18 protein-coding genes are annotated in these 26006 nt (G+C 65.8%); 13 read left to right on the top strand and 5 right to left on the bottom strand.

What is annotated here, in order from left to right:
- Window positions 1–169 precede the first annotated feature (169 nt).
- The 12 genes from B0919_RS17290 to B0919_RS17235 all read left to right on the top strand — a co-directional run bounded on the left by B0919_RS17290 (window position 170) and on the right by B0919_RS17235 (window position 14550).
- The gene (locus B0919_RS17290; protein ID WP_176133101.1) at window positions 170–586 is read left to right on the top strand and encodes a response regulator transcription factor; all 417 of its coding nucleotides are present in this window, start codon (window positions 170–172) and stop codon (window positions 584–586) included.
- Between the two features lie 100 nt (window positions 587–686).
- On the top strand, window positions 687–1553 hold the full coding sequence (locus tag B0919_RS17285; protein ID WP_078013535.1) for a sugar transferase: 867 nt from the start codon (window positions 687–689) through the stop codon (window positions 1551–1553).
- Window positions 1553–2314, top strand: coding sequence for a TolC family protein (locus B0919_RS17280; RefSeq protein ID WP_078013534.1), 762 nt, complete (start codon window positions 1553–1555; stop codon window positions 2312–2314). The genes B0919_RS17285 and B0919_RS17280 overlap by 1 nt, the downstream gene beginning before the upstream one ends.
- On the top strand, window positions 2311–4542 hold the full coding sequence (locus tag B0919_RS17275; RefSeq protein ID WP_078013533.1) for a GumC family protein: 2232 nt from the start codon (window positions 2311–2313) through the stop codon (window positions 4540–4542). Before B0919_RS17280 ends, B0919_RS17275 begins: the two co-directional genes overlap by 4 nt.
- Window positions 4543–4600: 58 nt before the next feature.
- Window positions 4601–6127 carry an O-antigen ligase family protein gene (locus B0919_RS17270; protein ID WP_176133100.1) on the top strand — a complete coding sequence of 509 codons (1527 nt, stop codon included), beginning with the start codon at window positions 4601–4603 and terminating at the stop codon, window positions 6125–6127.
- A 66-nt stretch (window positions 6128–6193) separates the two neighbouring features.
- On the top strand, window positions 6194–7072 hold the full coding sequence (locus tag B0919_RS17265; protein WP_078013532.1) for a glycosyltransferase family 2 protein: 879 nt from the start codon (window positions 6194–6196) through the stop codon (window positions 7070–7072).
- Window positions 7073–7115: 43 nt separating this feature from the next.
- Window positions 7116–8351, top strand: coding sequence for a glycosyltransferase family 2 protein (locus B0919_RS17260; protein ID WP_078013531.1), 1236 nt, complete (start codon window positions 7116–7118; stop codon window positions 8349–8351).
- A 190-nt stretch (window positions 8352–8541) separates the two neighbouring features.
- On the top strand, window positions 8542–9732 hold the full coding sequence (locus B0919_RS17255) for a glycosyltransferase family 2 protein (protein WP_078013623.1): 1191 nt from the start codon (window positions 8542–8544) through the stop codon (window positions 9730–9732).
- A 60-nt stretch (window positions 9733–9792) separates the two neighbouring features.
- On the top strand, window positions 9793–10701 hold the full coding sequence (locus B0919_RS17250; RefSeq protein ID WP_078013530.1) for a beta-1,6-N-acetylglucosaminyltransferase: 909 nt from the start codon (window positions 9793–9795) through the stop codon (window positions 10699–10701).
- A 66-nt stretch (window positions 10702–10767) separates the two neighbouring features.
- Window positions 10768–12030: a glycosyltransferase gene (locus tag B0919_RS17245; RefSeq protein WP_078013529.1), complete on the top strand. Its 1263-nt coding sequence runs from the start codon at window positions 10768–10770 to the stop codon at window positions 12028–12030.
- Window positions 12027–13361, top strand: a complete 1335-nt coding sequence (locus B0919_RS17240) for an oligosaccharide flippase family protein (protein ID WP_078013528.1) — start codon at window positions 12027–12029, stop codon at window positions 13359–13361. Before B0919_RS17245 ends, B0919_RS17240 begins: the two co-directional genes overlap by 4 nt.
- Window positions 13362–13551: 190 nt before the next feature.
- Window positions 13552–14550, top strand: a complete 999-nt coding sequence (locus B0919_RS17235) for a hypothetical protein (protein WP_078013527.1) — start codon at window positions 13552–13554, stop codon at window positions 14548–14550.
- A gap of 436 nt (window positions 14551–14986) precedes the next feature.
- Here the strand turns inward: B0919_RS17235 and B0919_RS17230 are convergent, their stop codons facing one another.
- Both B0919_RS17230 and B0919_RS17225 read right to left on the bottom strand, forming a co-directional pair.
- A complete protein-coding gene (locus B0919_RS17230; protein ID WP_139362206.1) occupies window positions 14987–18595 on the bottom strand; it encodes a PA14 domain-containing protein in 3609 nt (1202 codons plus the stop codon).
- A 524-nt stretch (window positions 18596–19119) separates the two neighbouring features.
- The gene (locus B0919_RS17225; RefSeq protein WP_139362205.1) at window positions 19120–20784 is read right to left on the bottom strand and encodes a hypothetical protein; all 1665 of its coding nucleotides are present in this window, start codon (window positions 20782–20784) and stop codon (window positions 19120–19122) included.
- 392 nt (window positions 20785–21176) lie between these two features.
- On the opposite strand from B0919_RS17225, the gene accC reads away from it, so the two are divergent.
- Entirely contained in the window at window positions 21177–22697 is a 1521-nt protein-coding gene (gene accC, locus B0919_RS17220; protein WP_078013524.1) for an acetyl-CoA carboxylase biotin carboxylase subunit, read from the top strand.
- A gap of 83 nt (window positions 22698–22780) precedes the next feature.
- On the opposite strand, the gene map is transcribed toward accC, so the two are convergent.
- The 3 genes from map to B0919_RS25955 form a co-directional block, all read right to left on the bottom strand.
- The gene (gene map, locus B0919_RS17215; RefSeq protein ID WP_078013523.1) at window positions 22781–23545 is read right to left on the bottom strand and encodes a type I methionyl aminopeptidase; all 765 of its coding nucleotides are present in this window, start codon (window positions 23543–23545) and stop codon (window positions 22781–22783) included.
- 480 nt (window positions 23546–24025) lie between these two features.
- A complete protein-coding gene (bshB1, locus tag B0919_RS17210; RefSeq protein ID WP_078013622.1) occupies window positions 24026–24745 on the bottom strand; it encodes a bacillithiol biosynthesis deacetylase BshB1 in 720 nt (239 codons plus the stop codon).
- 97 nt (window positions 24746–24842) lie between these two features.
- Complete coding sequence (locus B0919_RS25955; protein WP_317043897.1) at window positions 24843–25907, bottom strand: M23 family metallopeptidase; 1065 nt, start codon at window positions 25905–25907, stop codon at window positions 24843–24845.
- Window positions 25908–26006: the final 99 nt, after the last annotated feature.

Genomic DNA, 26006 nt, shown 5'->3' with positions numbered 1-26006 from the left:
ACTTAGGTGCGCTGCTATGCTATGGACGGTTAGTGTTGCATATCGTTGGCCGAAAGGTTCCGTTGGTTTAGTCAGCATGCATTCCTATCAGGTTGATTTTCAGTCTTCGCAGCCCAGCTGCGAAGCTGAGGAATATGGTCCTTGTGATGTTGAACCAAAACCCTTACCCATGCAGCTTACCTCAACGCAACAACCTTCGTCTGTGCGGACGAAACACCTGCTCGTGGTGGACGACGAACCAGCAATCCGCTTGATTCTGGAACATTATTTCGCCACAGAATACCACGTTATTTTGGCCGCCGACGGATTCGAAGCCTTGGCTTGGCTACAGCAAGGCCATGCTGCGGCTGCCATCGTGCTGGATTATGAAATGCCCGAAATGAACGGCCTGGACTTCATCAAGCAGGTGCGGGCATACCCGCGGCACGAAAACACGCCCATTTTGGTGCTGTCCGGCACCGACGAGACCAGTAACAAGATTCTGTGCCTGCGCCAGGGCGCGGACGACTACCTCGTCAAACCCTTTAACCCGGAGGAGTTGGAAATCCGCATCGAGAAGGTCAGGAACCGGCTGCACGCAGCTTAGCGCCTCCCTTACTTCCGGCTGTCCCAGTTGCCCCTGCCAAAGGGGGCCTGGTTGCCTGCGCCCCTAACTCTACCTTGGAAAAACACAACCATTCGTTGTTATGGAAGCTCTTCTCACCCCCGCTTATCCGGCGGAGAAGGCCAGATTATGGCCCCGCTGGGTTTTTTCGTGGCGCCCCGCCCGGCCCGCGCCCAGGCCGGCCCATGGGGCGCCGGTAGCGCGCCATGTCCCGCTGGGCAAACGCCTGTTTGATATCGTGGTGGCCGCTGTGGGGCTGCTGTGCCTGCTGCCGCTGTTTGCCCTGGTGGCCTTGCTGATCAAGCTGCAGTCGCGCGGGCCGGTGTTCTACTTCTCCTACCGCGTGGGCACGGGCTACAAGGTGTTTAAGTTCTGGAAGTTCCGCTCCATGCGCCCCGACGCCGACCGGCTGCTGGCTACCATGAAAAGCCAGAACCAATACGCCGCGGCGCCCGAGCCGGAGGCCCCGGCCGACGAGCAGCAGTGCGCGTGCGGCGGCGAGTGCCGCAGCCGGCTCATTGACAAGCACGGCCGCTGGGTGTGCGAGCAGCAGTACCGGTTGCGGCGCAAGGCCAGCAGCGGCCCAGCCTTCGTCAAGATTGCCAACGACCCGCGCGTGACGCGCATCGGGCGCTTCATGCGCAACACCAGTATCGACGAGCTGCCGCAGCTCTGGAACGTACTAATGGGCGATATGAGCATCGTGGGCAACCGCCCGCTGCCGCTCTACGAGGCCGAAAAGCTGACCACCGATCAGTTTGCGGCGCGCTTTGCGGCCCCGGCGGGCATCACCGGCCTCTGGCAGGTGAGCAAGCGCGGCAAGGGCGACATGTCGGAAGCAGAACGCATTGCCCTGGACGTGAGCTACGCCCGCAGCTACTCGCTGCCGCAGGATCTAAGCATTCTGCTGCGCACGCTGCCGGCCCTGTTTCAGCAAGCCAACGTGTGATGAAAACAGCCCTACTCCTACTGGCGCTGGCGGCCGCCAGGCCCGCCGCCGCGCAGCTAGCCGCGCCGCTGGGCCCCAAACCGGGCACGGTGGTGCCGGCCGAGTTTTTCAGCTCCCCGGACCTGGTGCTGCCGCGCCTCTTCGAAGCGGCCATCGGCCACTCGGCCGAGGTGGAGCAGCTGGAAGCCAGCCGGCAGATGGCGGGCGAAGACCTGCGCCTGGTGCGCAAAAAGCCGCTGAACATGCTGGCTTTCGCGGCCAGCTACAACTACGGCACGGTGCCCTTTTTCGCCTCGCCGGAGGGCGGGCAGCAGCGCTACCAGTTCAATGCCTTCAACCAGGGCGCCCGGGCCCAGTACTCCACCGGGCTGAACCTGGTAGCGCCGCTCGACGTGCTGCTGAGCCGGCGCAACACCGTGCACCGCCAGGAGCTGGCGGTAAGCCGGGCCACGGCCGAGCAAAAGCACAAGGAAAGCGAGGTGCGCCAGCTCGTCATCGTGCGCTACCAGGAGCTGGTGCTGGCCCGCGCGGCCGTGCAGCACTACCAGGACGCGCTGCAGTCGGCCACGGTGAGCCGCAAAATCGCCGAGCGCCGCTTCAAGGACGGCGACATTCAGGTGGATGAGCAGATGGCCGCCTCGGAGTACTACGGCAAAGCCCTGCTGGCCCTGCAGGAAGCCCAAAACAAATACGTGACGGCCCAGCTGCTGCTCGAAGAAATCATCGGCCAGCCCATCACCTCGATTATGCCCCGCCAATGAACGCACGCGACTTTTTCCGGCTGCTGCGGCGGCACTGGCTGCTGCTCTTACTCGTCCCGGTGACGACGGCCGGCTCCATTTACTTCTTCACGCGCTCCAAGCCCCGCAGCTACACCTCCGACACGGTGATTTACACCGGCATTGCCTCAGGCTACAAGATTCAGGGCGGCAACAACGACAACACCGGCGGCTGGAACGCTGCGGCCACGGCCTTCGACAACCTACTCACGCTCATCAACGCCCGCGACACGCGGCAGGAGGTGTGCCTGCGCCTGCTGGCCTGGCAGCTGATGGCCGATGCACGCGCCCAGCCCGCCCGGCCCGTGGCGCCCGTCAAAGGGCTGCTGGCCAGCTTCGGCGCCCAGCGCGCGGAGGCCGAAACGCCCTACCAGCAGCTGCTCCCGGCCACGCTGAAAGCCCGGCTGACCGGCCCCACGCTGGACGAAACCACCCGCCGCGTGCTGGCTTACTACCGCACCACGCCTGACAACGCCCTGTACCAGCTCATCAACTCCAAGGACCCCATGTTCTCGGAAGAAGCGTTGTGGCGCATCGCGGCCAGCCGGGTGAAAGACAGCGACCTGCTGCGGGTAGAGTACAACGCCCCCGATGCGGCCCTGTGCCAGAAGACGCTGGAAATCCTGACCGAGGTGTTTATCCGCAAGCACCAGGCGCTGTTTACGGGGCAGAACGAGTCGGTCATCGGCTACTTTTCCGAATCGGCGCGCAAGGCGCACGAGCGGCTGCAGGCGGCCGAGCAGAAGCTGCTGGCCTTTCACCAGAAGCACAACATCGTGGACTACGACAAGCAGATCGTGGCCTCGACGGAGGAGCGGCAGCTGGCCCAGGACAAGTACAGCCAGCTGCAGACGCAGTACGCCGGGGTGGCCGCCTCGCTGAAATCGGTGGAAGGCACGCTCAGCAAACGCGGGGCTACCAACCTGAAAAGCCAGGAAATCATCCGGCTGCGCGACCGGCTGGCCGACGTGAACCAGCAGATTTCGGAAACGGAACTGCTCAATCAGGCCCAGCCCGGGGCCAGCGGCGCGGCGCGGCTGGCGGCGCTCAAGCGCGAGGCCGACCAGCTCACGGACCGCATCGGCGAGACGGTGAACAGCTACTACGCGGGCACCCGCTCGGCGCAGGGCGTGGCCGCCAAGGACCTGCTGACCGACTACGCCAAGAACGAGCAGCTGGCCGCCGACCTGCGCGGCCAGGTGGGGCTGATGCGCCAGCAGCGCGACGCGGCCGCCGCCCAGTACAACGAGCTGGTGCCGCTGGGGGCCGAAGTGCGCAAGATCCGGCGCGAAGTGGAGGTGGCTGAAAAGGAATACCTCTCGCAGATGGAGGGCCTCAAGCAAAGCAAGCTATCGGAGCAGAACGGCGTGCTGGCCTCGCAGCTGCGGGTGGTAGACCCGCCTTACCTGCCCCTGCAGGCCAACAGCACCAAGACGCTGCTCCTGATGGTGGCCGGCTTTCTGGGCACGTTTCTGCTGCTCGGGGCCACGCTGGTAACGCGCGGCATGCTGGACCGCACGCTGCAGCAGCCGGCCGTGGCGGCCAAAATCACGCGCCTGCCGGTGGCCGGGGTGCTGGCCCGCCCCACCGACCTGAACGCGCAGCAGCGGCTGGACGCCCGCCGCGCCGAGGAGCACCTGGGCCGGCAGCTGCTGCTCAAGTTTCAGCAGCACCACCGCCCCGACCAGCCCTACGTGATAGGCGTGCTCAGCAGCCAGAACGGGGAAGGCAAAACGGCCCTGTGCGCCAGCCTGGCCGGCAGCCTGAGCGAGATGAATATCAAGACTATGTCGCTGTTTCCCAACGACCACTCGGTGCAGTTCGGGGCCGACCAGAACACGCGCTTTTACCTGCCGGTGCTGGGCGTGACGCCGGGCGCCACAGTAGCCGATTTTGCCGGCAAGGCGGCTCGCACCGACACGGTCATCATCATCGAATTCCCAGCCTTGCTGGAAGCCACCTACCCGGCTGGCCTGCTGCCCGAGCTGGACCTGGTGCTGGTGGCCGTGCGCGCCGACCGGGCCTGGCACCAGGCCGACCGCGCCCTGTTTGAGAACATCAAGCGCGTCACGGAGGCGCCCATCGAGCTGGTGCTCAACGGGGTGCTGCCCGAGCACGTGACGGACTTCATCGGCAAGCAGGCCCGGCCGGCCGGGCCTGCGCAACGGCACACCCTGCCCGAGCACCCGCAGCAGGCGTTGCTGGCCTGACGCGCCGGTTGGCTTCCGCTTCTTCGCTGCTACCTCTCTTTCACCTGCTGCTTCGCCGATGAGCCAACTGCTTTCTTCCCCCGTGCTTCGCGCCCGCCTGCTGCCGCTGGGCCTGCTCTTGGCCGTGGCCCTGGGCTGGCTCACGGCGCACGGGGGCCTGCTGGTGCCGGGGCTGCTGATGACGCTGGCCGTGGCCGTGCCCTTCCTGCTGGCCTTGTTTCACCAGCCGCGGCTGGGCATCATCGGGCTGATCGTGTACTGCTTCGTGCTCTTCATCCCGGTGCGGGAAGTCGGTGGGGCGCCCTACGGCATGGCCGTGGACGGGCTGCTGGTGCTGACCTGGGTGGCCGTGGCCCTGCAGTACGAGCGGTACCAGTGGCACCGCCTGCGCAACGACCTGGGCCTGGCCACGCTGCTGTGGATGGGCTACAACGTGCTGGAGCTGGGCAACCCCGAGGGCGCCAGCGTGTCGGGCTGGTTTCAGGAAATGCGCAGCACGGCGCTGTACTGGGCCCTGCTGGTGCCGCTGGTGCTGCTGCTCTTCCACCAGCGCCGCGACCTGAACCTGTTTCTCTACCTCATCATCGGCCTGTCGGTGCTGGGGGCGCTGAACGGGCTCAAGCAGCAACTCCTCGGCCTCTCGCCGGGCGAGCAAGCCTTCCTCAACGAAAACACCAAAACCCACCTGCTCTGGGGCAAGCTGCGCGTTTTCTCCTTCTACAGCGACGCGGGGCAGTTCGGGGCGGCGCAGGCGCACATCCTGGTGGTGGCCTTGGTGCTGGCGCTGGGGCCGTTTGCGCCCTGGAAGCGCGTATTGTTGGGCGTGGCCGCCGCCCTGCTGCTGGTGGGCATGCTGATATCGGGCACGCGCGGGGCACTGTTTGCACTGGGCACGGGCATAGCGGTGGCGCTGCTAGTGAGCAAGAACATCAAGGCGCTCGTCATCGGCGGCATGCTGGCCCTGGCGGCTTTCGGCCTGCTGAAATACACCACCATCGGCAACCAGAACTACAGCATCTACCGCCTGCGCACGGGCCTGGATCCGCAGGACGCCTCCTTCAACGTGCGCCTGCAAAACCAGCTGGCCCTGGCCGACTACCTCAAAAGCCGGCCCTGGGGCGGCGGCGTGGGCATCATCGGCAACACCGGCATCCACTACAACCCCGGCAAGTACCTGGCCAGCATCCCGCCCGACAGCTACTGGGTGAAGGTCTGGGCCATGTACGGTGTGGCGGGGCTGGTGCTGTGGCTGGGCATCATGGTGTACATCCTGGGCTACGGCGGCGCCGTGGTGTGGCGCACCCGCGACCCGGCCCTGAAAGTGAAGCTGCTGGCCCTGCTGGCCGGAGCGGCGGGCAGCCTGCTCTGCAGCTACGGCAACGAGGTCATCAACTTCATGCCCTCGGCCCTGATTGTGTACGTCTCCTGGGCCTTTCTCTTCATGGGCCCGCAGCTGGACACCTCCCACCCCGGCCCCCGCTCCCGTGGAGAGGAGGAGCCGAACGTCAGCAACGACGCCCGGACGCCGCGGGGCCGCTCCGCTCGCGCTGCGCGGCCCCGCCCAAGCGAACTACTACCATCCTAAAACGCCTGCACCGCCTCGGCTCCCTCTCTTTTGGATAGAGGGTCGGGGGTGAGGCTCCCCAAGCCTATGCCGCCTCTCGTTTCCATCATTTCCATCAACTACAACCAGGCCGCTGTCACCTGCGAGCTGCTGGCCTCGTTGCGCCAGCTGACCTACCCGCGGGTGGAAGTCATCGTGGTGGACAACGCCTCGCCGACCGACGACCCGGGCATCATTGCCGAACGGTTTCCGGAGGTGCAGCTGGTGCGCTCGGCCGAAAACCTGGGCTTTGCCGGCGGCAACAACCTGGGCCTCCGGCACGCGGCGGGCGAGTACCTGCTGTTTCTGAACAACGACACGGAAGTAGCCCCGGACTTTCTGGAACCGCTGGTGCAGCTCTTCGAGCAGGACCCGCAGGCGGGCGTGGCCTCGCCCAAAATCATCTTCCACGGCCCCCCGGGCAACGTGATTCAGTACGCCGGCTCGCGGGGCATCAACCCGTGGACGGGCCGCAGCATCACCATCGGCCAGTACGAGCCGGACCACGGCCAGCACAATCACTCGGCTGTGACCGAGCTGGCCGACGGGGCGGCCATGATGGTGCCCCGCCGCGTGGTGGACGCAGTGGGCCTGATGCCGGAAATGTACTTTCTCTACTACGAGGAGCTGGACTGGTGCGAGATGATCAAGCGCGCCGGCTACCGCTGTCACTACGTGGCCGGCTCCACGGTGTACCACAAGGAGTCGATGTCGGTGGGCAAGGCCTCGGTGCTCAAGACCTACTACATGAACCGCAACCGCCTGCTCTTCATCCGGCGCAACGCCCGCGGCTGGGCCCGGCTGACCAGCATGCTGGTATTCGTGGCGGCCGCCCTGCCCAAAAAGGCCCTGCTGCACGCCCTGCAGCGCGAGTGGCACCACCTCAAAGCCCTGGGCCGCGGCCTGCAGTGGAATCTGCAGCACTGAGCCCCGGCTTCTCCGAACGGTTGAACCAACATCCTGCGCGGCTATGCACTTACTCTACTCCCTGCTCCACGGCGCCCTGTACGCAGTCGGCGGCTTTCTGCTGCTAAACTGCCTCTACCTGCTCTTTTTCGCCCTGGCCGGCCACCGGCGCGTGCGCCTGCCCTTTCTCCACAAACGCCGGCTGGCGGCCGTGCCCCTGCACCGCCTGTGCGTGCTCATCCCGGCTTACCGCGAAGACACGGTGATTCTGGAATCCGCCCGGGCCGCGCTGCGCCACCGCTACGCCGGCTTCCGCGAGGTGGTAGTCATTGCCGACGGGCTGCAGGCGGCCACCGTGCAGGCGCTGGAGCGGCTGGGGGCGCGCGTCGTCGTGGTGAGCTTCGAGCGCAGCACCAAGGGCAAGGCCCTGCTGCACGCCCTCGAGGCGCTGCCCGCTGCCCGCTACGACGTGGCTGTGGTGCTCGACGCCGACAACGTGATGGGGCCGGATTGCCTGACGGCCATCAACGCGGCTTACGCGGCGGGCTACCGGGTGGTGCAGGCCCACCGCACCGCCAAAAACCAGGATACCGCCTTTGCCTTCCTGGATGCCTGCAACGAGGAAATCAACAACCACATCTACCGCAAGGGGCCGTTTGCGGTGGGCCTCTCGGCGGCGCTGATCGGCTCGGGCATGGCCTTCGACTTTGCCTACCTGCGCCAGCTGCTCACCGGCATCGGCGAGACGGTGGGCGAAGACAAGGAGCTGGACTTCCGCATTGCCCGCGACCAGCACAAGATCTGCTACCTCGACGGGGTGTTCGTCTACGACGAGAAGATTGACAACGCGCAGGTCTTTACCCAGCAGCGCACCCGCTGGCTGGCCTCGCAGCTGGAGTTTTTGCGCAAGTACGCCGGCCAGGGCCTGGGCGAGCTGCTGCGCCGCGGCAATGTGGAGTTCTTCAACAAAGTGGTGCAAACCTTCCTGGTGCCCCGCTCCCTACTGATGGCCGTACTGGGCTTCTTCGGGCTGCTTTCGGCCGTGCTAACGCTGCTTGTGCCCGCGCCGGTGGGCCCGCCGCTGCTGTTCTGGCTGGGCCTGCTCGGGCTGCTGGCCGCCACGCTGTTTCTGTCGCTGCCGGCCCGGCTCTACAACCAGCAACTGGTACGTGCCCTCACGCGCCTGCCCTACGCCATCGGGTGCATGTTTTTGGCCTTGCTGCGCGTGAACCGCACCAAAACGGCCTTTCTGGCCACTCCGCACAAGGCGTCGAATTCCTCGCTGCCGCTGCACTCCTGATTGCCTCGCCATGCCCTTCGACCTCATTGCCCTGCCCGTGCTGGTCTGCCTGGCCTGGGGCTTTCTGCGCGGGCTGAAAGCCAGCGAAAAGCCGCCGACCGCCTAGCTGCATCGGCCGGTAGGCCCATCCGGCTTTTGTCTGATTCACCATACGAGGGGCCGCTTTTCAGTGCCCCGCCTGCTCCGCGCCATGACTGTACTCCCCTTCCTTTTCTGGGCCGCGCTGGCCGTCGTCGGCTACACGTATGTGGGCTACGCGGTGCTTGTGGGTGCGTGGGCCCGGGTGCTGGGCCGCCTGCGCCCGCCGCGGCCGCTGCCCGCCTACGAGCCCGCCGTGACGCTGGTGGTGCCCGCCTACAACGAGGCCGACATTCTCGCGGCCAAGGTGCGCAACTGCCTGGCGCTGGACTACCCCGCCGACAAGCTACACCTGCTCTTCATCACCGACGGCTCGACGGACAACCCGGCCCAGGTGCTGGCGCAGTTTCCGCGGGTGCAGCACCTGCACGCGGCGCCGCGCGGAGGCAAGTCGGCAGCCGAAAACCGGGCCATGCAGCACGTCGGCACGCCCTACGTCGTCTTCACCGACTGCAACACCGACCTCAACCCCGGCGCCATCCGTGCGCTGGTGCGGCACTACCAGGACCCGCGCGTGGGCGCCGTATCGGGCGAAAAGAAAATCCGCAGCCAGCACTCCGCGCCCGGCGCCGGCGAGGGGCTGTACTGGCGCTACGAGTCCTTCCTGAAGCGCTGCGACTCGCGGATCTACTCGCTCATGGGCGCCGCCGGGGAGCTGGTTTCGTTCCGCACCGACTTGTTTCAGCCCCTGGAGCCCGATACCGTGCTCGACGACTTCGTGCAGTCCTTGCGCATCGTGGAGCAGGGCTACCGCGTGGTGTACGAGCCGCGGGCCTACGCCAGCGAGGAGCCCTCGGCTGACCTGCGGGAGGAGTGGAAGCGCAAGGTGCGCATCTGCGCGGGCGCCTGGCAGGCCATGAGCCGGCTGACCTCCTTGCTGAACCCGCGCCGTCCGCTGGTGACCTTTCTGTACGTCTCGCACCGGGTGCTGCGCTGGAGCCTGGCCCCGCTGGCCCTGGCCCTGCTGCTGCCGCTGAGCGCGGTGCTGGCCGGCCTCCACGGCGGCGTGTATGCGCTGGCACTGGCCGGACAGGTGCTCTTCTACCTCGCGGCGGCCCTGGGCTGGCAAACGGCCGCTACCGGCCGCGGCTCCAAGCTCCTGGTGGTGGCCCTGTACTTGTGCATGATGAACGCGGCCGCATTTGTGGGTTTCCGGCGCTTTCTGCGCCGCGCACAGCCGGCGGCCTGGGAAAAGGCTCGTCGCCAGCCCAGGGCCGCGGCGGTACCGAACCCGGCGGTGTAGCCCGGCGCCATTTGCTCTTTCCTGCTTGGTTGGCCACCACGCCGCTCTTTTCTCCTCCGCATGACCAACGCCCGCATTGCTCACCTAATCATGGCGCACCAGCAGCCGGCGCAGCTGGAGCGGCTCATTGCGGCCCTGGCGCACCCAAACGCCGACATCTACCTGCACCTGAGCCACAACGCTGACTTCAGCGCCTTTGCGCACCTGGCGGCGCTGCCGCGGGTGTACTTCACGCCCCGGCGCTTTGTGGTGCGCTGGGCCTCGTTTCGCTTTACCGAGGCCATCCTCGAATGCACCCGCGACGTGCTGGCCGCCGGCCGGCCGTACGACTTCATCAACCTGCTCAGTGGCCAGGACTACCCGCTGCGGCCCGCGGCAGCCGTTCACGCCTTTCTGGGCGAGCACCGGGGCCAGTCGTTTATGTCGTTTGAGGCCGAGGGCTCGCCCTGGTGGCAGCAAGCCCGCACGCGCATCGAGCAGTACCACACCACTTACTACCAGTTTCGGGGGCAATACCGGCTGCAGACCATCATCAACGCGGTGTTGCCCAAGCGGCGCTTCCCCTTGCCCTACCGCCTGCACGGCAGCTCCGACAGCTCCTGGTGGATGCTGAGCCCGGCGTGCGCGGCTTACCTGGTGCGCTTTTTCGACGAGCACCCGCAGCTCAGCCGCTTCGGCCGCTTCACCTGGGGCTCCGACGAGTTTTTGCCGGCTACCATCCTGCTGAACTCGCCGCTGCGCGCCGGTATCATCAACGACAACTACCGCTACATCGACTGGTCGGCGGGCGGGGCGCGGCCCAAGGTGCTCACCACGGTCGACTTCGAACAGCTGGCCCGCTCGCCCAAGCTCTTCGCCCGCAAGTTCGACGCCGAGCAGGACGCGGCCGTGCTGGACCGCATCGACGCGGAACTGCTGGGCCTGGCGCCGGCCGGCGCGGCGGCGCCACCTTCCGTCGCTTTCTCTTGAAACCTCAACCGCCCCAGTCCGCTGCCTTCTACCCGCCGCGCGGCCGGGGTGCCAACCTTTCCCCGTATGATTCATGGCCGCGACATCGTCATCGTGGGGCAGCAGCCCTGGGACACCAGCATCGGCAGCAACTGCAAGGACATTGCGCTGGAATTCAGCCGCCACAACCGCGTGCTGTACGTAAACGCCCCGCTGGACCGCAACACCCTGCTGCGCCAGCGCCACGAGCCGGCCGTGCAGCAGCGGCGGCGGGTGATTCGCGGCGAGGCCCCGGCCTTGCAGGCGGTAGGGCCCAATCTGTGGGTGCTCACGCCGGACCGGCTTATCGAATCCATCAACTGGCTGCCGGCCTCGGAGCTGTACAACGCGCTGAATAAGCGCAACAACCGCCGCTTAGCCCGCTGCATCCGCGAGGGGCTGAACACGCTGCGCTTCGAGCACTTCATTCTCTTCAACGACGGCGACATCTTCCGCAGCTTCTACCTCAAGGAGCTGCTGCAGCCCGAGGTGAGCGTGTACTACTCGCGCGACAACCTGCTGGCTACCGACTACTGGCAGAAGCACGGCCGCCGCCTCGAGCCCCGGCTCATTGCCCAGAGCGACGTGTGCGTGGCCAACTCCGGCTACCTGGCCGACTACTGCCGCCGCTACAACGCCCAGGCCTTCGACGTGGGCCAGGGCTGCGACGCGGCCCTGCTCGCCCCGACCGCTCCGGCCCCCGTACCCTTCGAGTTGCTGGGGCTGCCCGAGGGGCCGCGCATCGGCTACGTGGGCGCCCTCACCAGCCGGCGCCTCGATGTGGACGCGCTGCTTGCCATCAGCCGGCAGCGGCCGGGCTGGCAGCTGGTGCTCGTCGGGCCCGAGGACGAGGCCTTCCGCGCCAGCGCCCTGCACCAGCAGCCCAACGTGCACTTTCTCGGCCCTCGGCCCCCCGAGCAGCTGGCCGGCTACGTGCAGCACTTCGACGTGTGCCTGAACCCGCAGCTCATCAACCCCATGACCATCGGCAACTACCCGCGCAAGGTGGACGAGTACCTGGCCCTAGGCAAGCCCGTGGTGGCCACCCGCACCGAGGCCATGGCGGCCTTCGAGGACTGCTGCTACCTGGCCGACTCGGCCGGCGAGTACGTGGAGTTCATTGCCCTGGCCCTGCGGCAGGACAGCCCGGCCCGGCAGGCCCAGCGCCGGGCCCTGGCGGCCACGCACACCTGGGAAAACAGCGTGGCGAAGATTTACGCGGCCATCGAGAGCTGCTACGCCCGCCGCGCGGCTGCCCTGCTCACGCCCCCGGCCCGGGCCCTGCGTCACTTCACGCGCCTGTCGGCATGAGGCAGCTGCTCCACAACCGTCACTTTCTGTCGTTGAGCGGCAACGGCGTCATGGCCGTGTTCAGCGTGCTCAGCTACAGCCTGCTCTACCGCCTGCTGCCCGAGGCCGACATGGGCAACTGGGTGTTCTTCCAGTTCGCCTTTCTGCTGCTCGACACCTTCCGCACCGGCCTGCTCCAGACGGCCCTGGTGAAGTTTTACGCCGGCGCCGACGCCGCGCGGCAGCGCTGCGTGGCCGGCTCGGCCTGGTACCTGGGCCTGCTGGTCACGGCCGCCTTCGTGGGGCTGAATTTGCTGGTCCTGCCGCTCGCGCGCTACGTCACCGACGCGGGCGTGCTGATGCTGCTGCGCTGGTTCGGGGTGGCGCTGCTGCTGACCTTGCCCTTCAACGTAGCCACCTGGGTGCTGCAGGCCGAGCAGCGCTTCGACCGGATTCTCTACATCCGCCTGCTCAACCAGGGCTCCTTCATCGTGCTCATTTTCGGCACGTACTTCTTCGGGCAGCTGAGTTTGCTCAGCGTGATGTACGCCTTCCTGTTCGGGGCGCTGGTGACCAGCGCGGTGGCCGTAGCGGCCGGGTGGGCGCAGCTCGCGGCCCTGCCCCGCCGCACCCGCGCCACGGTGGCCGAGCTGTTTCACTTCGGCAAGTACAGCTTCGGCACCTATCTGTGCGCCAACCTGCTGCGCAGCTCCGACAGCTTCCTCATCAAGTTCATGCTCGGGCCGGCCGCGCTGGCCGTGTACAACCTGCCCCAGCGCCTGCTCGAAATCCTGGAAATCCCACTGCGCAGCGGCCTGGCCACGGCCATGCCCAGCATGTCGGAAGCCGTGAACCGCGGCCGCGAGCAGGAAGTAGCGGCCCTGCTGAGCAAGTACGCGGGCTTCCTGACCCTGCTGTTCGTGCCCATCATTCTCGGGTGCCTGCTGCTGGCCGATGTGTTTGTGGGCCTGATCGGCGGGGGCAAGTACGTGGGCACCGAAGCGGCCATGCTCTACCGCCTGATGCTGGCCAGCGCGCTGCTCTACCCGGTGGAGCGCTTTCTGGGCGTCACGCTCGACATCATCGGCCGCCCGCAGCTGAACCTGGTGAAGGTGCTGCTGGCCCTGGCCGTCAACGTGGCGGCCGACGTGCTGCTCATCCGCCTCACCGGCAACGTGTACGGCGCGGCGCTGGCCTCGGTGCTCACGGTGCTCAGCAGCCTGATCTACGGCTACGTGGTGCTGGGGCGCTACCTGCCGCTGCACCTGCAAAGCATGCTGCCTTTGGCCTTTGACGACGTGCTGCGCCGCGGCACGCTGCTGTTCCACAAGTTGCTTCCCACGCGCTCCTAAAGCGGTAACCGGCACCGGGCAGGCCGTCCGCAGCCGCCTTGTGGCCATGTGCGGCGGCGGGCGCAGCGTCCGCCCGGTACCGGTTACCCAGGTTGTTCCCGCACTAGCTTTTCCGCCCCGCTTTTGACGTCAGACTGCAGCGCCGCTCCCCACCCGACTGGCTTTTTCCACCACCCAGTCCGCTTTTCTCATGCAGTACCTTGTGTTGCTTTCTTACGGCCGCGAGGCCGAATACCGCCGTGCCCTGTTCGCGGCGCTCAGCTTCTGGGCCCGCTACCGCGGCCCGCAGCAGGCCGTGCGCACCCTCGTCTTCACCGACTGCCCGGCCTTCTTCGAGCCCTATCTCGCCGGCCTGCCCGTCGACTACGTACCCCTCGAGGTGGAGCAGCGGCGGGCCATGCAGGGGCCGCACCACTACGTGCATCGCGTGAAGGTGGCCGTGCTCGACGAGGTGCAGCAGGTGTACCCCGGCCGCAGCCTGCTCTACTGCGACTCCGACACGTTTTTCCAGTCGGACCCCGGGCCGCTGCTGCGCTGGCTGGCCGCCGGCACGGCCTTCATGCACCAGCCGGAGTACACGTTCGAGGAAGCCCCGGGCATCTACGCCAGCTTCGATCAGGCCGAGTACCCGCGCCGCTTTCTGGAGCTGATTGCCGGCTGCACCTTCCGCGTGGCGGGCCGGGCGCGGCAGTTGCTGCGCACCCAGCAGGCCTGGAACTCGGGCGTGCTGGGCCTGCCCGCCACAGCCGCCCCGCTCCTGCCCGACGTGTATGCGCTGACCGACGCCTTCTACGCCGCCACGGGCTGGTTTACGGCCGAGCAGCTGGCGTTTTCGGTAGCTCTGCCGCTGCAGTTTCCCCTGCTGCGCAGCGACCAGTACGTGTTTCACTACTGGGGCCCGCGCCAGAAAGAGCTGATGGACGCCCGGCTGGCCCACCTGCTGACGGCTACTTTCGCTCACTTGCCGCTGCCGGCGCGTCTGGCGGCCGTGCGGCCCCTTACGGCACGCTGGCGCCGGCAGCTGGAGCTGGACCGGATGCGCGAAGGGGCGCTTTACGCCTTCGGCAAAGGACAGCTGCTGACCGGGGCCCGGTACGCCGCCAAAGCCCTGCTGCAGGCGCCGCTGGACCTGAGTTTTCCCCGGCAGGTACTGCACACCCTGCGCGGCGGCACCGCGGCCCAAGCATAGACCGGGTTTCGCCCGACCGCCTCTCCGACAGTTGCTCGTATTGCCCCAGGCGGCACGACGCCCGCAGGAGCCACCGGGGTAGCCCAACGGGCTCAGCGCGGGCCTTAACTGGTTCGGAGCCGAGCCAAACTGGGCCGCTTCGTGCCCAAACTGGCTCACACCTGACCTAAATCAGGCCCAACCAGACACAAGCTGGCTCGCGTTTGACCAGAACTAAGCCGGTTACTAACCGAACTGGCCCGGTCTTGTCCAAATACGAGCCGCATTCCGCCCAAAACATCTCATAGTAGCCCTAAACTGGTTCGGCCAAGCGCCAAGTGAGTTCGGATAGGGCCCCATCTGGTTCGCTGCGGCAGCCACCTGGTTCGGGAGTCCCTGGCCTATCTGCGGCCAGGGACTCCCGAACCAGGTGGTCCTGGCCGGTCGGCTTGGTGCTTCAGGGCACAAACGACACGCGCCGGGTCAGCACCTGATCCTTGGTCGAAAGACGCAGGATGTAGATGCCCGTGCTCAGTCCTTCGCGGCCGAGCGTCACCTGCTTCTGCTCTCCGGCGCTTAGCGTGCCCTGGTACAGCCGCCGCACCAGGCGGTTTTGCGCGTCGTACAGGGCCAGCATCACCGGGCCGGCCGTGGGCAGGCGCAGGCTGATGCGGGTTTCGTCGGTGAAGGGGTTGGGGAAAGCCACTACCTCGGCTTCCGCGCCCGTTCGTGAAGTCGCGGCCGTGGCGGTAGCCGAAGCCGCAGCGCTGCGGCTGGCCGTGGGGCCGAACGGAATCAGGTGGGAGCCGGCAATGGGGGCTTCGGTTTGCCCGTTGGGCAGGGTCCAGGCCACGGCCACGAAGTCCTGGCCGCCGGCTTCCTTCATCAGCGCCTCCACGTAGTAGCGCTGCCCGCTCTGCAGCGTCACCGGCGCCGATTGCTGCCCGGCGTACTTGTCCCACTGGCCGTAGTCGGTATAGCCCGCGAAGCCGGCAATGCGCACCTTGTGGGCCGGGTCGGCGTCGGGGCTGAGCCACAGCTCGCAGTCATCGTCGCCGGCGAGGCGGAAGGTGTAGCTACCGCTCTGCGGCGGGCAGAGGTAGCCGCGGATGCGCACGCCGTAGTTGTCGCCCAGGTTGCGGGGGCTTTCCAGCTTGCTGAGCGTGCTGGTGCTGGTGGGGAACGTTTGCAGCGGAATGGCGCTGATGGCCGTACCGCCTACGTTCGTCCACTGCTCCAGCTGAATCGAGCCCGTGCCGGCGCAGCCCGTGGTAGCCGGCGGCGCCGAGCTGGTACCGCCGCCGCCCACCACCACAAACTGCGGCGTCTCGGTCACGGTCAGTTGCAGGTTGCCGCCCTGGGTGCGCACCCGCGTCAGGCTCATCGTGGCCTGCCCCGCCTGCGGGCGGTAGATGCGGGCCGAATCGGCGCCCACGCTGAGCGTGTAGCTGGCGGTGCGGCCGCGCTCATCCGGCACCACCAGGGCGTAAGCCGTGCGGCTGCCGTTGGTGTAGCGGTCCACAATGGGGTCCTGGCTGAGCGTGTTCTGGTAGGTGTAGTCGCCCAGCAGCTGCCCGGCCTGGCGGATGAAATCGGCCGCGGGCTTGGGCGTCTTGTCCTGGTTGATCAGCCCCGAAGAGGCAAACTGCTGGCTGCTGCCAGGGTTGTCGTCGTACATCTGGTAGAAGAACACCCGCTCCACGCCCCAGCGGGCATACAGCAGCGCCGTGCGCAGCAGCCAGTCGGCTTGGGTTTCGAGCACCGAGCGGCCGCCGATAGCCACGGCCTTGAGCGGGCTGCCCTGATTCACGTCGTAGCCGGTTTCGGTAATCCAGACGGGCATGTCGCCGGCGTATTGATGGGCCATCTGCACGAAGGCCCGCGCTACTTCCCCGGCTTCCGACACCTCCGGGGCCGCCCCGCGGGTGGAGTTGCCGCCCTGCGAGGTGCGGGCGTCGTTGGAGTACAGGTGGTAGTTGATGACGTCCCAGCACAGGTTCACCGAGCCGTCGGCCTTCAGCCCGCGGTACTGGCGGCACCAGTCTATCATGCCGCGCACGTAGTCGGGGTTGGGCGAGGCCAGCCCGGCCATGACCACCTGCATAGCGGGGTCGGCGTTCTTCACGCCCACACCGGGGCCCATCGTGCCCTTGTGCCCGTCGTAGAAAGCCGAGAGGTTGGCGGCGTACTCGCGGCCGGTCTGGTAGGCTTTGCGGCCCTTCCACCACTTGTCCCGCTCGTTGTCGCACTCGATGTACTTAATCAGGTTCAGCCCGATGCGCACCTGGTTGACGCCGTCGCCGCCCCAGCGGGTGGCCGGGTTCACGCGCACCAGCGCCGGATTTACGCCGGCGTTGGCCCCGTAGCGCGCCGCAAACTGAAAGCCCACCTTGGCCTGCTCCAGGTAGGACTGCGGGCTGCTGAAGTCGCGGCCGTAGCGTACGGGCACGTTTTCCATATCCCGCTCCGGGCCTGGGTAGCTAGCCAGCATCCACGGCGGCAGCGTCTTCAGGCAAGCCAGCACCTCGATGCCCTCCTGCTTCAGGCGCTGATACAGGGCGTCGTAGTTCCAGCCCCCGCTGTGGGTGGGGTTGAAGGTGTAGTTGCCTTCGGTCAGCTCCAGCTTCTCCCAGTCGACGTAGTGCCGGATGCCGCGGAAGTTCCGGGCCGCTGCCAGCCGCGTTTCGTCCACTTCATAGGGTCGGTTGGGGTCTTCAATGTCCCACTCAAAGGCATTGACCCCGAGCTGCTGGCGCAGCTTGATCTGCTTTTGCCGGGCCAGCGCCGCCGGATCGGCGGCGGCCGGCGAGGTGCCGGCCACGTAGGGCCCGTACAGCTCGATTTCCGTCGGGTACGCCCACGAGGCGGTGATGACCAGGTAGCGCACGTTGTTGATGGGCGCGCTCAGCCGGAAGTTGCCGGGCTGCGCGGGGTCGGGCCCCACCCACTGCTGGTACTGCCCGCCCGTGAAGGTGGCCACCGGAATGCGCTGCCAGGTATCGGTGATGACCGACAGCGTCATCGGGTCGTTGGGGTTGCTGCCTTCGCCGTCGAAGAAACGGATGCTCTCGATGCTCATGGCCTCGCCCGGGTGCAGGGCGTAGTACGTGTCGTAAGTGGGCAGGATCTTGCCCCAGCCCGTGCTGGCGCCGGTGCTGGTTTGCCCGTCAAACAGGGCCGCAATGCCGTTGCCCACGTTGTTCTGGATGTACCAACGACTGGGGTCGAGCGGAATGCGCCCGGCCGCCGAAGGCGGCGCAGTACCGCCCCCGCCGTTGCCGCCCGCCGGAGCCGCCTGCACCTGCACCGTCTGGCTGGCTGAGGCCGCCAGGTAGCCGCTGCCGGCCACCTGCGAAGCCGTAACGGTAGCCGTGCCCGCTCCCACCGGCGTCAGCAGCCACTGCCCGCCGCTCTGCGTCACCGCGGCCACGCCGGGGTTGGAGGAGCTGAAGGTGATGGGCGTGGCAGTGTTGGTGCTGCTGGCCGACAGCGCGTACGCCGCGCCGCCCGCCGTGAGCGTCGGCAGCGCGGCCAGGCTCACGACAGCGGGCACCGGCGCGGGCGGAGTGGTCGGCGGCGTGCTGCCGCTGCGCCCAAACACCTTGATCTTGACCGGCAGGTTGTTGCAGTACTTGTGAACGACAATGGCTTCGGCCGTGATGTTGCCGCTTACCGGCAGGTCCACCCATTGGTTGTACTGCGCGCCATCGAAGGTGCCCAGCAGCACCCGCTGCCCGCCGCTGACGGCGTAGAGCGTGGCCGGCTGGCTGGGAAAAGAGCCCTGGTAATCAAACAGCGCCAGCCGCGTGAGCGTGGTGGCCTGGCTCAGCGGCAAGGTCACATCGATGTACTGGAAGTTGGCGGGCATCCAGTAATCCGGCACCAGGTGCGCGGGGTCGTTGTCCAGCCAGGCCGAGTAGTCCTGGCCGGTGTTTACGCTGGGCGAGGCCGCCACAATGGCAACTTGCTGCTCTCCGGGAGCAGGATTTTGGGCGTGAGCCGCCACGGCCAGGCAGTAGCCGAGCACCGTTGCCAGGCTGCAACGGCGGGTTAGAAGTGTCCGCATAAGGTTGGTAAACAGGGGTTGGTCCGCGTCTGCATGCTTTGCACTCCAAGCAAAGCAGCCATCTTCAATCGGGGCGGTGGGTGCGCAGCCACGCGGCTGTCGGGGTTGGGCGTGGGGCCGGCGGTGCGGGGCACTCCGGCTGAGCTATCAGGCTGACGAAGCAGCTTCGCCAGCACGGGAAGTGCAACCGCTAAGCGAAGCCATCAATAGCACTTTTTTCAACAAAGCGAACCTTCAACATCTTCAACACCTCCTTCACAATTTACAATTACCGCAGACAAGCCAAAGCTGCTACCCGCTCAACAGAAGCTAAGTTACTCATAGCACTGCGTGTACCTACCTAAGCGCCGCAATTAAATTCACCGCAACATCCACAAATCCAAGGCCCGCCTGATTTGCTTACGATTCAAAACAGGCGTCAGCCCGCTGCGCACACTTATTGCTTTAATACTATTGCTATAAAACAATTATCACCTCCCTGATTACAGCCTATACTATAACTTATTCATGCAACTACCACGGCTTCACCTTCGCCATAAATGAACCTTTGCCATCAATACCCGAGGCTTGCCAACGGGCACTGGCTCGAAGAAAGCAGGGGTACCGGTGAGCAGGATGTCCTGAGCTGTGCGTATCACAGGCTTCTGCATTGCAGCCTCATCATCCCAGGCGTACTGCCGCACCCGCCCGATTTTTAGCGCCGCCGGGAAGGAATAGGCAGCAGAGGCCTGTTCGCTTCGATCCTGCGCGGTGCGCGCCCAGAGCACGTACACCACCCGCCGGGCATCGGCAAAGGCCGCGCCTTCCACACTGACTGGCAGCTGTAGCCCCGCCGTCCGCGCCGCATCGTAGGCGAGGCCTCCGAGCAATTTGGCCGTAGCACGCACGCCCATACCCAGCGGCGTCAGCCTGGGCTGGCCAGCGGTAGCCTCCGGCAGCTGTTCGTAGAGCCCCATGAGCTGAAATTCCGTGGTGCCATCCACCGCGCTGCCCGCTGGCGGGGCCGGGGCCGTTTCGGCCAGGTGGTAGAAGTGCAGCTGGCGGATGCCGCTTTTCTGCGCCAGCACCAACGCCTTCATGCCGAAATTGCGCTGTAGCTCGTCGGAGCCGTAGCGCCAGTCGGCCGGGCGCCGGCTCAGGTTGGTTTCCGTCACGATGGCCGGCTTTCGCGGGTATGTGCGCCCGTCGTAGCCGTAGCGGTGCAGCACGGCTTCCATGGCATTTTTGTGCGCCACCACCTGCGCGGCGGCGGCGTCGGAGTGGTGCGAATAGGCAAACTGCCCCGCCCGCCGCCACTCGCGCCGGCGCAGGTCGTAGGCCGGGTACACGTGGTAATCCAGTGCGTCGAAATAAGCGCCCCCCGTGGCCGGGTACTGGCTGGTTACGCGCCCGTCGCGGGGGTTGTCGGAGTAGCGCAGTAAGGCATCCAGGTACTCGGGGTAGCCTAGGCCGCCGGGCGTCACATAGGCGTCCGGCTGGTATTTTTTCACCACTTCCCAGGTGATGCGCAAGGTGCGGATGTAGCGGTAGATGGGCGCCCGCACGTTGGGCGTCTCGGCCGGCGTGGGCGCCCGCGCCAGCCACTCCCGGTTGCTGCGGTCGGTGATGAAGTCCGGCTCATTTATCACTTCCCAAAAGCGCACCCGCCCGCCGTAGCGCCGCAGCACTTGGTAGAGGTACTGCGCATAGTAATTGTGGGGGTTAACACTCCCATCCGGCTGCCAGATCGGCTCATAGAGGTTGGCAAACAGCTTCGACTGCTCCGGGCTGCCCGGGTAGGTCACCGGGTCGCGGTGGGCGGGGCTGGGCTCCCCCACGAAGCACACCAGCTCGCGGAGGTCCAGCGAATCGGCGTAGTAAGCGAAGGTGCCGCGGCGTATGCCCCAGCCCCACTGCGCCAGAAACTGCTCGGGCAGCGTCAAGCGGATGGTGCTGACCCCGGCCCCCCGGGCCGCGGCAGCCAACTGCTCATCCGGCCAGGCGGGGCCGTAGTAGCCCAGGTTACAGCCGTAGCCAAACGGCGCCGTGTAGGGCCGCACGTAGCTTTGGGCCGAGTGCGGCAGCGGCGGCGCGGGCGGCCGGGAAGCTTCGGTGCAGGCGGGCACCAGGGCACCGGTCAGCCCGGCGGCAGTAGCGGGTAGCCACAAGGCGGCCACCGCCACCCAACGGGTAGCAAAGCGGATACGCATAATGGTTCTGGGAGGCTTGCTGGGTGAGTCGGCCGCAGGGCCCAAAGGCAGAGGGTACACCGAACACGACGCGCCGCTTACTGTAGGCGCACCACCGAAGTCGAAATGGGCTGCACGCAAATACAGGCAAAAAAGCTGAATATCATATATTTACCTTGCATAATTTTCAGATTCACTTGGCTCGCAAAGTGTATTCGGTGGCGCAAGCCGAGGTTGATAGAGGTCGGCTCAAGTCCGCTGATTGCCCGTAAAACACCGTCTGAATGGCTTCCAACCCAGGCCCAGCGGGCAGCCTGCTTCGCCCTTGCCAATGGCATAGCGCCGCGCGTTCGGCCCGAGCTTATTACTTTCGGCCTTCCTAACCCTGCTCCCTCCCCTTGCCCCCATCTGGCATGAAGAAAATTACCAAGCTGCTCGTCGCCAACCGCGGCGAAATTGCCCTGCGCGTGCTGCGCTCGGCCCGCGAAATGGGCCTCAAGACCGTGGCCATCTACTCCGAAGCCGACCGCAACGCCCTGCACGTGCGCTACGCCGACGAAGCCGTGTGCGTGGGCCCGCCCGCCTCCAAGGACAGCTACCTGCGCGGCGACAAAATCATCGAGGTGTGTAAGCAGCTCGGCGTCGATGCCATTCACCCCGGCTACGGCTTCCTCTCCGAAAACGCCGACTTCGCCCGCATGGTCAAGGAAGCCGGCCTCATTTTCGTCGGTCCCTCGCCCGAGGCCATGAACATCATGGGCGACAAGCTCTCGGCCAAACAAGCCGTGCAGGCCTATAACATCCCGCTGGTGCCCGGCACGGCCGAGGCCATCAGCGACGTGGAAGAGGCTAAGCGCATTGCCGAGCAGGTGGGCTTCCCCATCCTGATCAAAGCCTCGGCCGGCGGCGGCGGCAAGGGCATGCGCCTGGTACACGCGGCTGCCGAGTTCGAGGAGCAGATGCAGCTGGCCATCAACGAAGCCACCTCGGCCTTCGGCGACGGCTCCGTGTTCATCGAGAAGTTCGTGACGGGGCCGCGTCACATCGAAATCCAGGTGCTGGGCGACGAGCACGGCAATATCGTGCATTTGTTCGAGCGGGAATGCTCCATTCAGCGCCGCCACCAGAAGGTTATCGAGGAAGCGCCCTCGTCAGTGCTCACGCCCGAGCTGCGCGCCGAAATGGGCCGCTGCGCCGTCGACGTGGCCCGCGCCTGCAACTACACTGGCGCCGGCACCGTGGAGTTTCTGCTGGATGATCAGCGCAACTTCTACTTCCTGGAGATGAACACCCGCCTGCAGGTGGAGCACCCCGTCACGGAAATGATTACGGGCCTCGACCTGGTGAAGGAGCAGATCAAGGTGGCCCAGGGCGAGCCGCTGGCCTTCCGCCAGGAAGACCTGAGCATCACCGGCCACGCCCTGGAGCTCCGCGTGTACGCCGAAGACCCGCAGAACAACTTCCTGCCCGACATCGGCCGTCTGCAAACCTACGTGCGCCCCCAGGGCCCCGGCGTGCGCGTCGACGACGGCTTCGAGCAGGGCATGGACATCCCCATCTACTACGACCCAATGATTGCCAAGCTGGTCACCTACGGCGCCAACCGTCAGGAAGCCATTGACCGCATGCTGCGCGCCATCGACGAGTACCAGATTACCGGCATCGAAACTACCCTGGGCTTCGGTAGCTACGTGCTCCGGCACCCCGCTTTTACCTCCGGCGACTTCGACACGAACTTCATCAAGGACCATTTCCAGCCCAGCGTGCTGCAGCAAACGCCCAGTCCCGAGCTGGCTCAGCTAGCCGCCGTGCTGGCCGCCAAGCTGCTCACCGAGCAGAAAGGCGCCGGGGCGGCTGCGGCCGGCGGCGTAGCTACGGGCAGCGTGGCCTTGCCGGTATCGAACTGGAAGAAGAACCGGTTGAACGCGCGCTAACCCTATCTGGCTTTAGCAAAAAAGCCCGGCTTCGCAGCCGGGCTTTTTTTATTGCTACTTCGTGGCTTGGGTTGGGGCTGGCCTTAGTCCCAGATGCCGTTGGCCGCGGTCAGAATCAACGGTTGGCCGTCGGTGACGACCAGCGTGTGCTCGTGCTGGGCCACGAAGCTGCCGTCCTTGGTGCTCAGCGTCCACCCGTCGCTGAGCTGATGGGCCAGGCTGGCGCGGGTGGAGATGAACGTTTCCACGGCCACCACCGAGTTCTTTTTGAAGCGCTTCAGGTTGTGGCGGTCGTAGTAGTTGGGAATTTCTTTGGGCTCCTCGTGCAGGCTGCGGCCCACCCCGTGCCCGACGAGGTTCTTGATAACGCGGAAGCCGGCTTTGCGGGCTTCCGCCTCAATCAGCCCGCCAATGTCGGCGATGCGCACGCCGCCCCGGATGCGGCTGATGGCCGTGCGCAGAATCTGCCGGGAGGCGTCGACCAAGGGCTGGTGCTGGTGCACATCGGCGCCGAGCACAAACGAGCCGCCGTTGTCGGCCCAAAAGCCATCCTTCTCCGCCGACACGTCGATGTTGATCAGGTCTCCTTCCCGCAGCACTTTGTGCGGGGTGGGGACGCCGTGGGCCACCTCCTGGTTGACACTGATGCAGGTCCAGCCCGGAAAGCCGTAGGTCAGGCGCGGAGCCGAGCGGGCGCCCAGCGCGGTCAAGAGACGGCCGCCGTACTCGTCCAGCTCCTGGGTACTCATGCCTGGCTGGGCGTATTCGCGCATCTGCTGCAGGGTGGCGGCCACGGCGGCACTGATTTGCTGAAGGCCGTTGAGGTCGGCTTGGGAGGTAATGGACATGGGAAGGGATTGGGGACAGTAGTGCAGCGCGGGCCGAACAACACCGCGAAAATATAGCGCAATGCCAGTTGGCGCCGGCCGGAAAATACAGGTCCGACGCTTTGGGCAGAGTATAAACTGCTCAAATCATCAGGGGAGGCCTTTCGAATGGACTTTTACCAGGCTTATTCAGGCCACAAAATAACCGGTCGCTTCGTCGTGTGCATCTCGTACTCGACGCGAAGCGGCCGGTTTTGTTCAGGTTCGTCTACGCCCTAATGCGTCTCCGCCATTTCGCTGATTGATGCATGCGTGACTTCACTCACGTGGTAGTTGGTCACAAGCACCTTCTGCCCCATGGCCGGGGGATTTTAGGGTTGAACAGATGTGTCGCAGTGCTGAAAGCGCCAGCCCGGACGTTTGTCCAGGCAAGCGCCCCGCTCGAATAATCAATTTTTGAGTCTTAGCTCGTCCTGTCCTTTTCTCCCGCAGCCCACGGGCTTAGAACAGCTGGCTCAGGTCGCGCACCCCGATGGGCCGCTCCACAGTGAAGCCTTCCCCGAACTCCACCCCGATGGCGTGGCCAAACTCACGCGCCCGGCCTTCCATGAAGTGCCAGAACTCCGGCGAGGAAATGTGGGTGTGCGGCTGCCCATCCGCGGCCACGTTGAACTGCGACCCGTAGGCGGCCACCGAGGCGCGCTTGGTTCCCCAGTGCGCCGAGATGTCGACCACGAAGTCGGGCTTGATGTAGCGGTCCTGGATGAAGTGGTACACCTGCTTAGGGCGCCACGCCGCCTGCGGCTGCCCATCCTCGCCGATGGTTTCAATCATCCGTAGCCCGGCCAGAAAGCAGGACTCCGACGAGAGCTGCGAGCCGCGGCCGTGGTCGGGGTGCCGGTCGTGAATGGCGTTGCAGAGGACGATATCGGGTTGGTAGCGGCGCACGGCGGCAATGATGGGCAGTTGATGCTCCCGGTCGTTACGGAAGAAGCCGTCGGGCAGGCCCAGGTTTTCGCGCGCGCTCAGGCCCAGCAGCTCGGCGGCGGCGGCGGCTTCCTGCGCCCGGGTTTCGGGGGTACCGCGGGTGCCCAGCTCGCCGCGGGTAAGGTCTACCACGCCTACTTTTTTGCCTTGCGCAATGGCTGCGGCAATAGTGCCGCCGGCGCACAGCTCCGCGTCGTCGGGGTGCGAAGCCAGGACCAGAATGTCGAGTTTCATCATACTTGGATTGTCAAATGGCAAAAATGGCTAAATGGCTGGCTGTTCTCACAGGGCAAGAACACTCAACCATTTAGCCATTCACCAATTCAGCTACTTACTTGATCCGCAGCGTACGGCCGGGCCGCAGCGTGGTTTTGCCGGTGATGTTGTTTAGCCGGCGAATCTGGGCCTGGGAAACCCCGTATTTGTCGGCAATTTCCGAGAGCGTGTCGCCCGAGCGGATGCGGTGCGACACCGTGCGCCGGGCCGCCGTGGGCTGACCGCGGCTGGCGCGGGCCTGCACGGCGGCTTTCATGCGGGCCGCCTGCCCGGCGTAGTTAAACAGCGCCGCCGTAATGGCCAGGTTTTCCTTGCGCAGCTGGTACTCCGGGAAATCGTAAATCTCCTCCGGGTTGATGGGGTTGCCCTCGTAGCGCACTTCATAATGCAGGTGCGAGCCGGTGCTGCGCCCCGTGCTGCCGCCCTTGCCGATGAGCTGCCCGGCCTTCACGAAGGTGCCGGGTTTCACCAGTTGCTTACTTAGGTGGCCGTACACCGTCTCCAGGCCGTTGTAGTGCCGCACCACGATGTAGTTGCCGTAGCCGCCACCATCCCAGTTCACCACGCGCACCACGCCGTCGAAAGCGGCCTTCACCGAGTCGCCGGTTTCCAGGTCCAGGTCCACGCCGTAGTGCCAGCGGTAGCCGCGGAAGCGGAAGCCGGAAGTAACCGGGGTCGTGTTCAGCGGCATACGGGCCATGCGCTGCCGGGCCGGGTCGGTCAGGTGCAGCGTGAGCGTGTCGCGGTAGCGGCTGGGGTCGCGGCGGTAGGGGTTCACGTAGCGCGTGTCCCAGATGGCGTAGTAGCCGGCCACCTTGATCCAGGAGGAGTCGATGAGTACTTCCTCGGACATTTCGACGATGCTCTGCTGCCCCAGGTTGAGCGTGCTGGTGTCCTCGCTGACAATACTCAGCGGTTTGGCCGGCTTAAACACCGATTTGGCGGCTTCCGAGTTGTCGTCGGGCAGCTCTTCGGTTTCCACGACCACCGACGTATCGGGGCGTACGTAGCGAATTTTAGGGGCTCGGATCTTGAAGAAATCCTTCGGAGTGCCGGCCTTTGCCTTGGGCTGACCGGCGCGGCGCCGTTGCGCCTGGGCCGCATCAGGACTGAAGCTCAACAGCAGAGCCAGCAATCCAAGCAGCCAGAGTTTGAATGCGTTTGACAAGTGCAATATGAATGGGTGGAGGCCCCGCGGGCCACGCTGGGTGGCGCAGCC

It is taken from the genome of Hymenobacter sp. CRA2 (assembly GCF_002007105.1).
GTDB lineage: Bacteria > Bacteroidota > Bacteroidia > Cytophagales > Hymenobacteraceae > Solirubrum.
The sequence above is the reverse complement of the archived record's forward strand: the minus strand, read 5'-3'. Positions and strand labels throughout refer to the sequence as shown.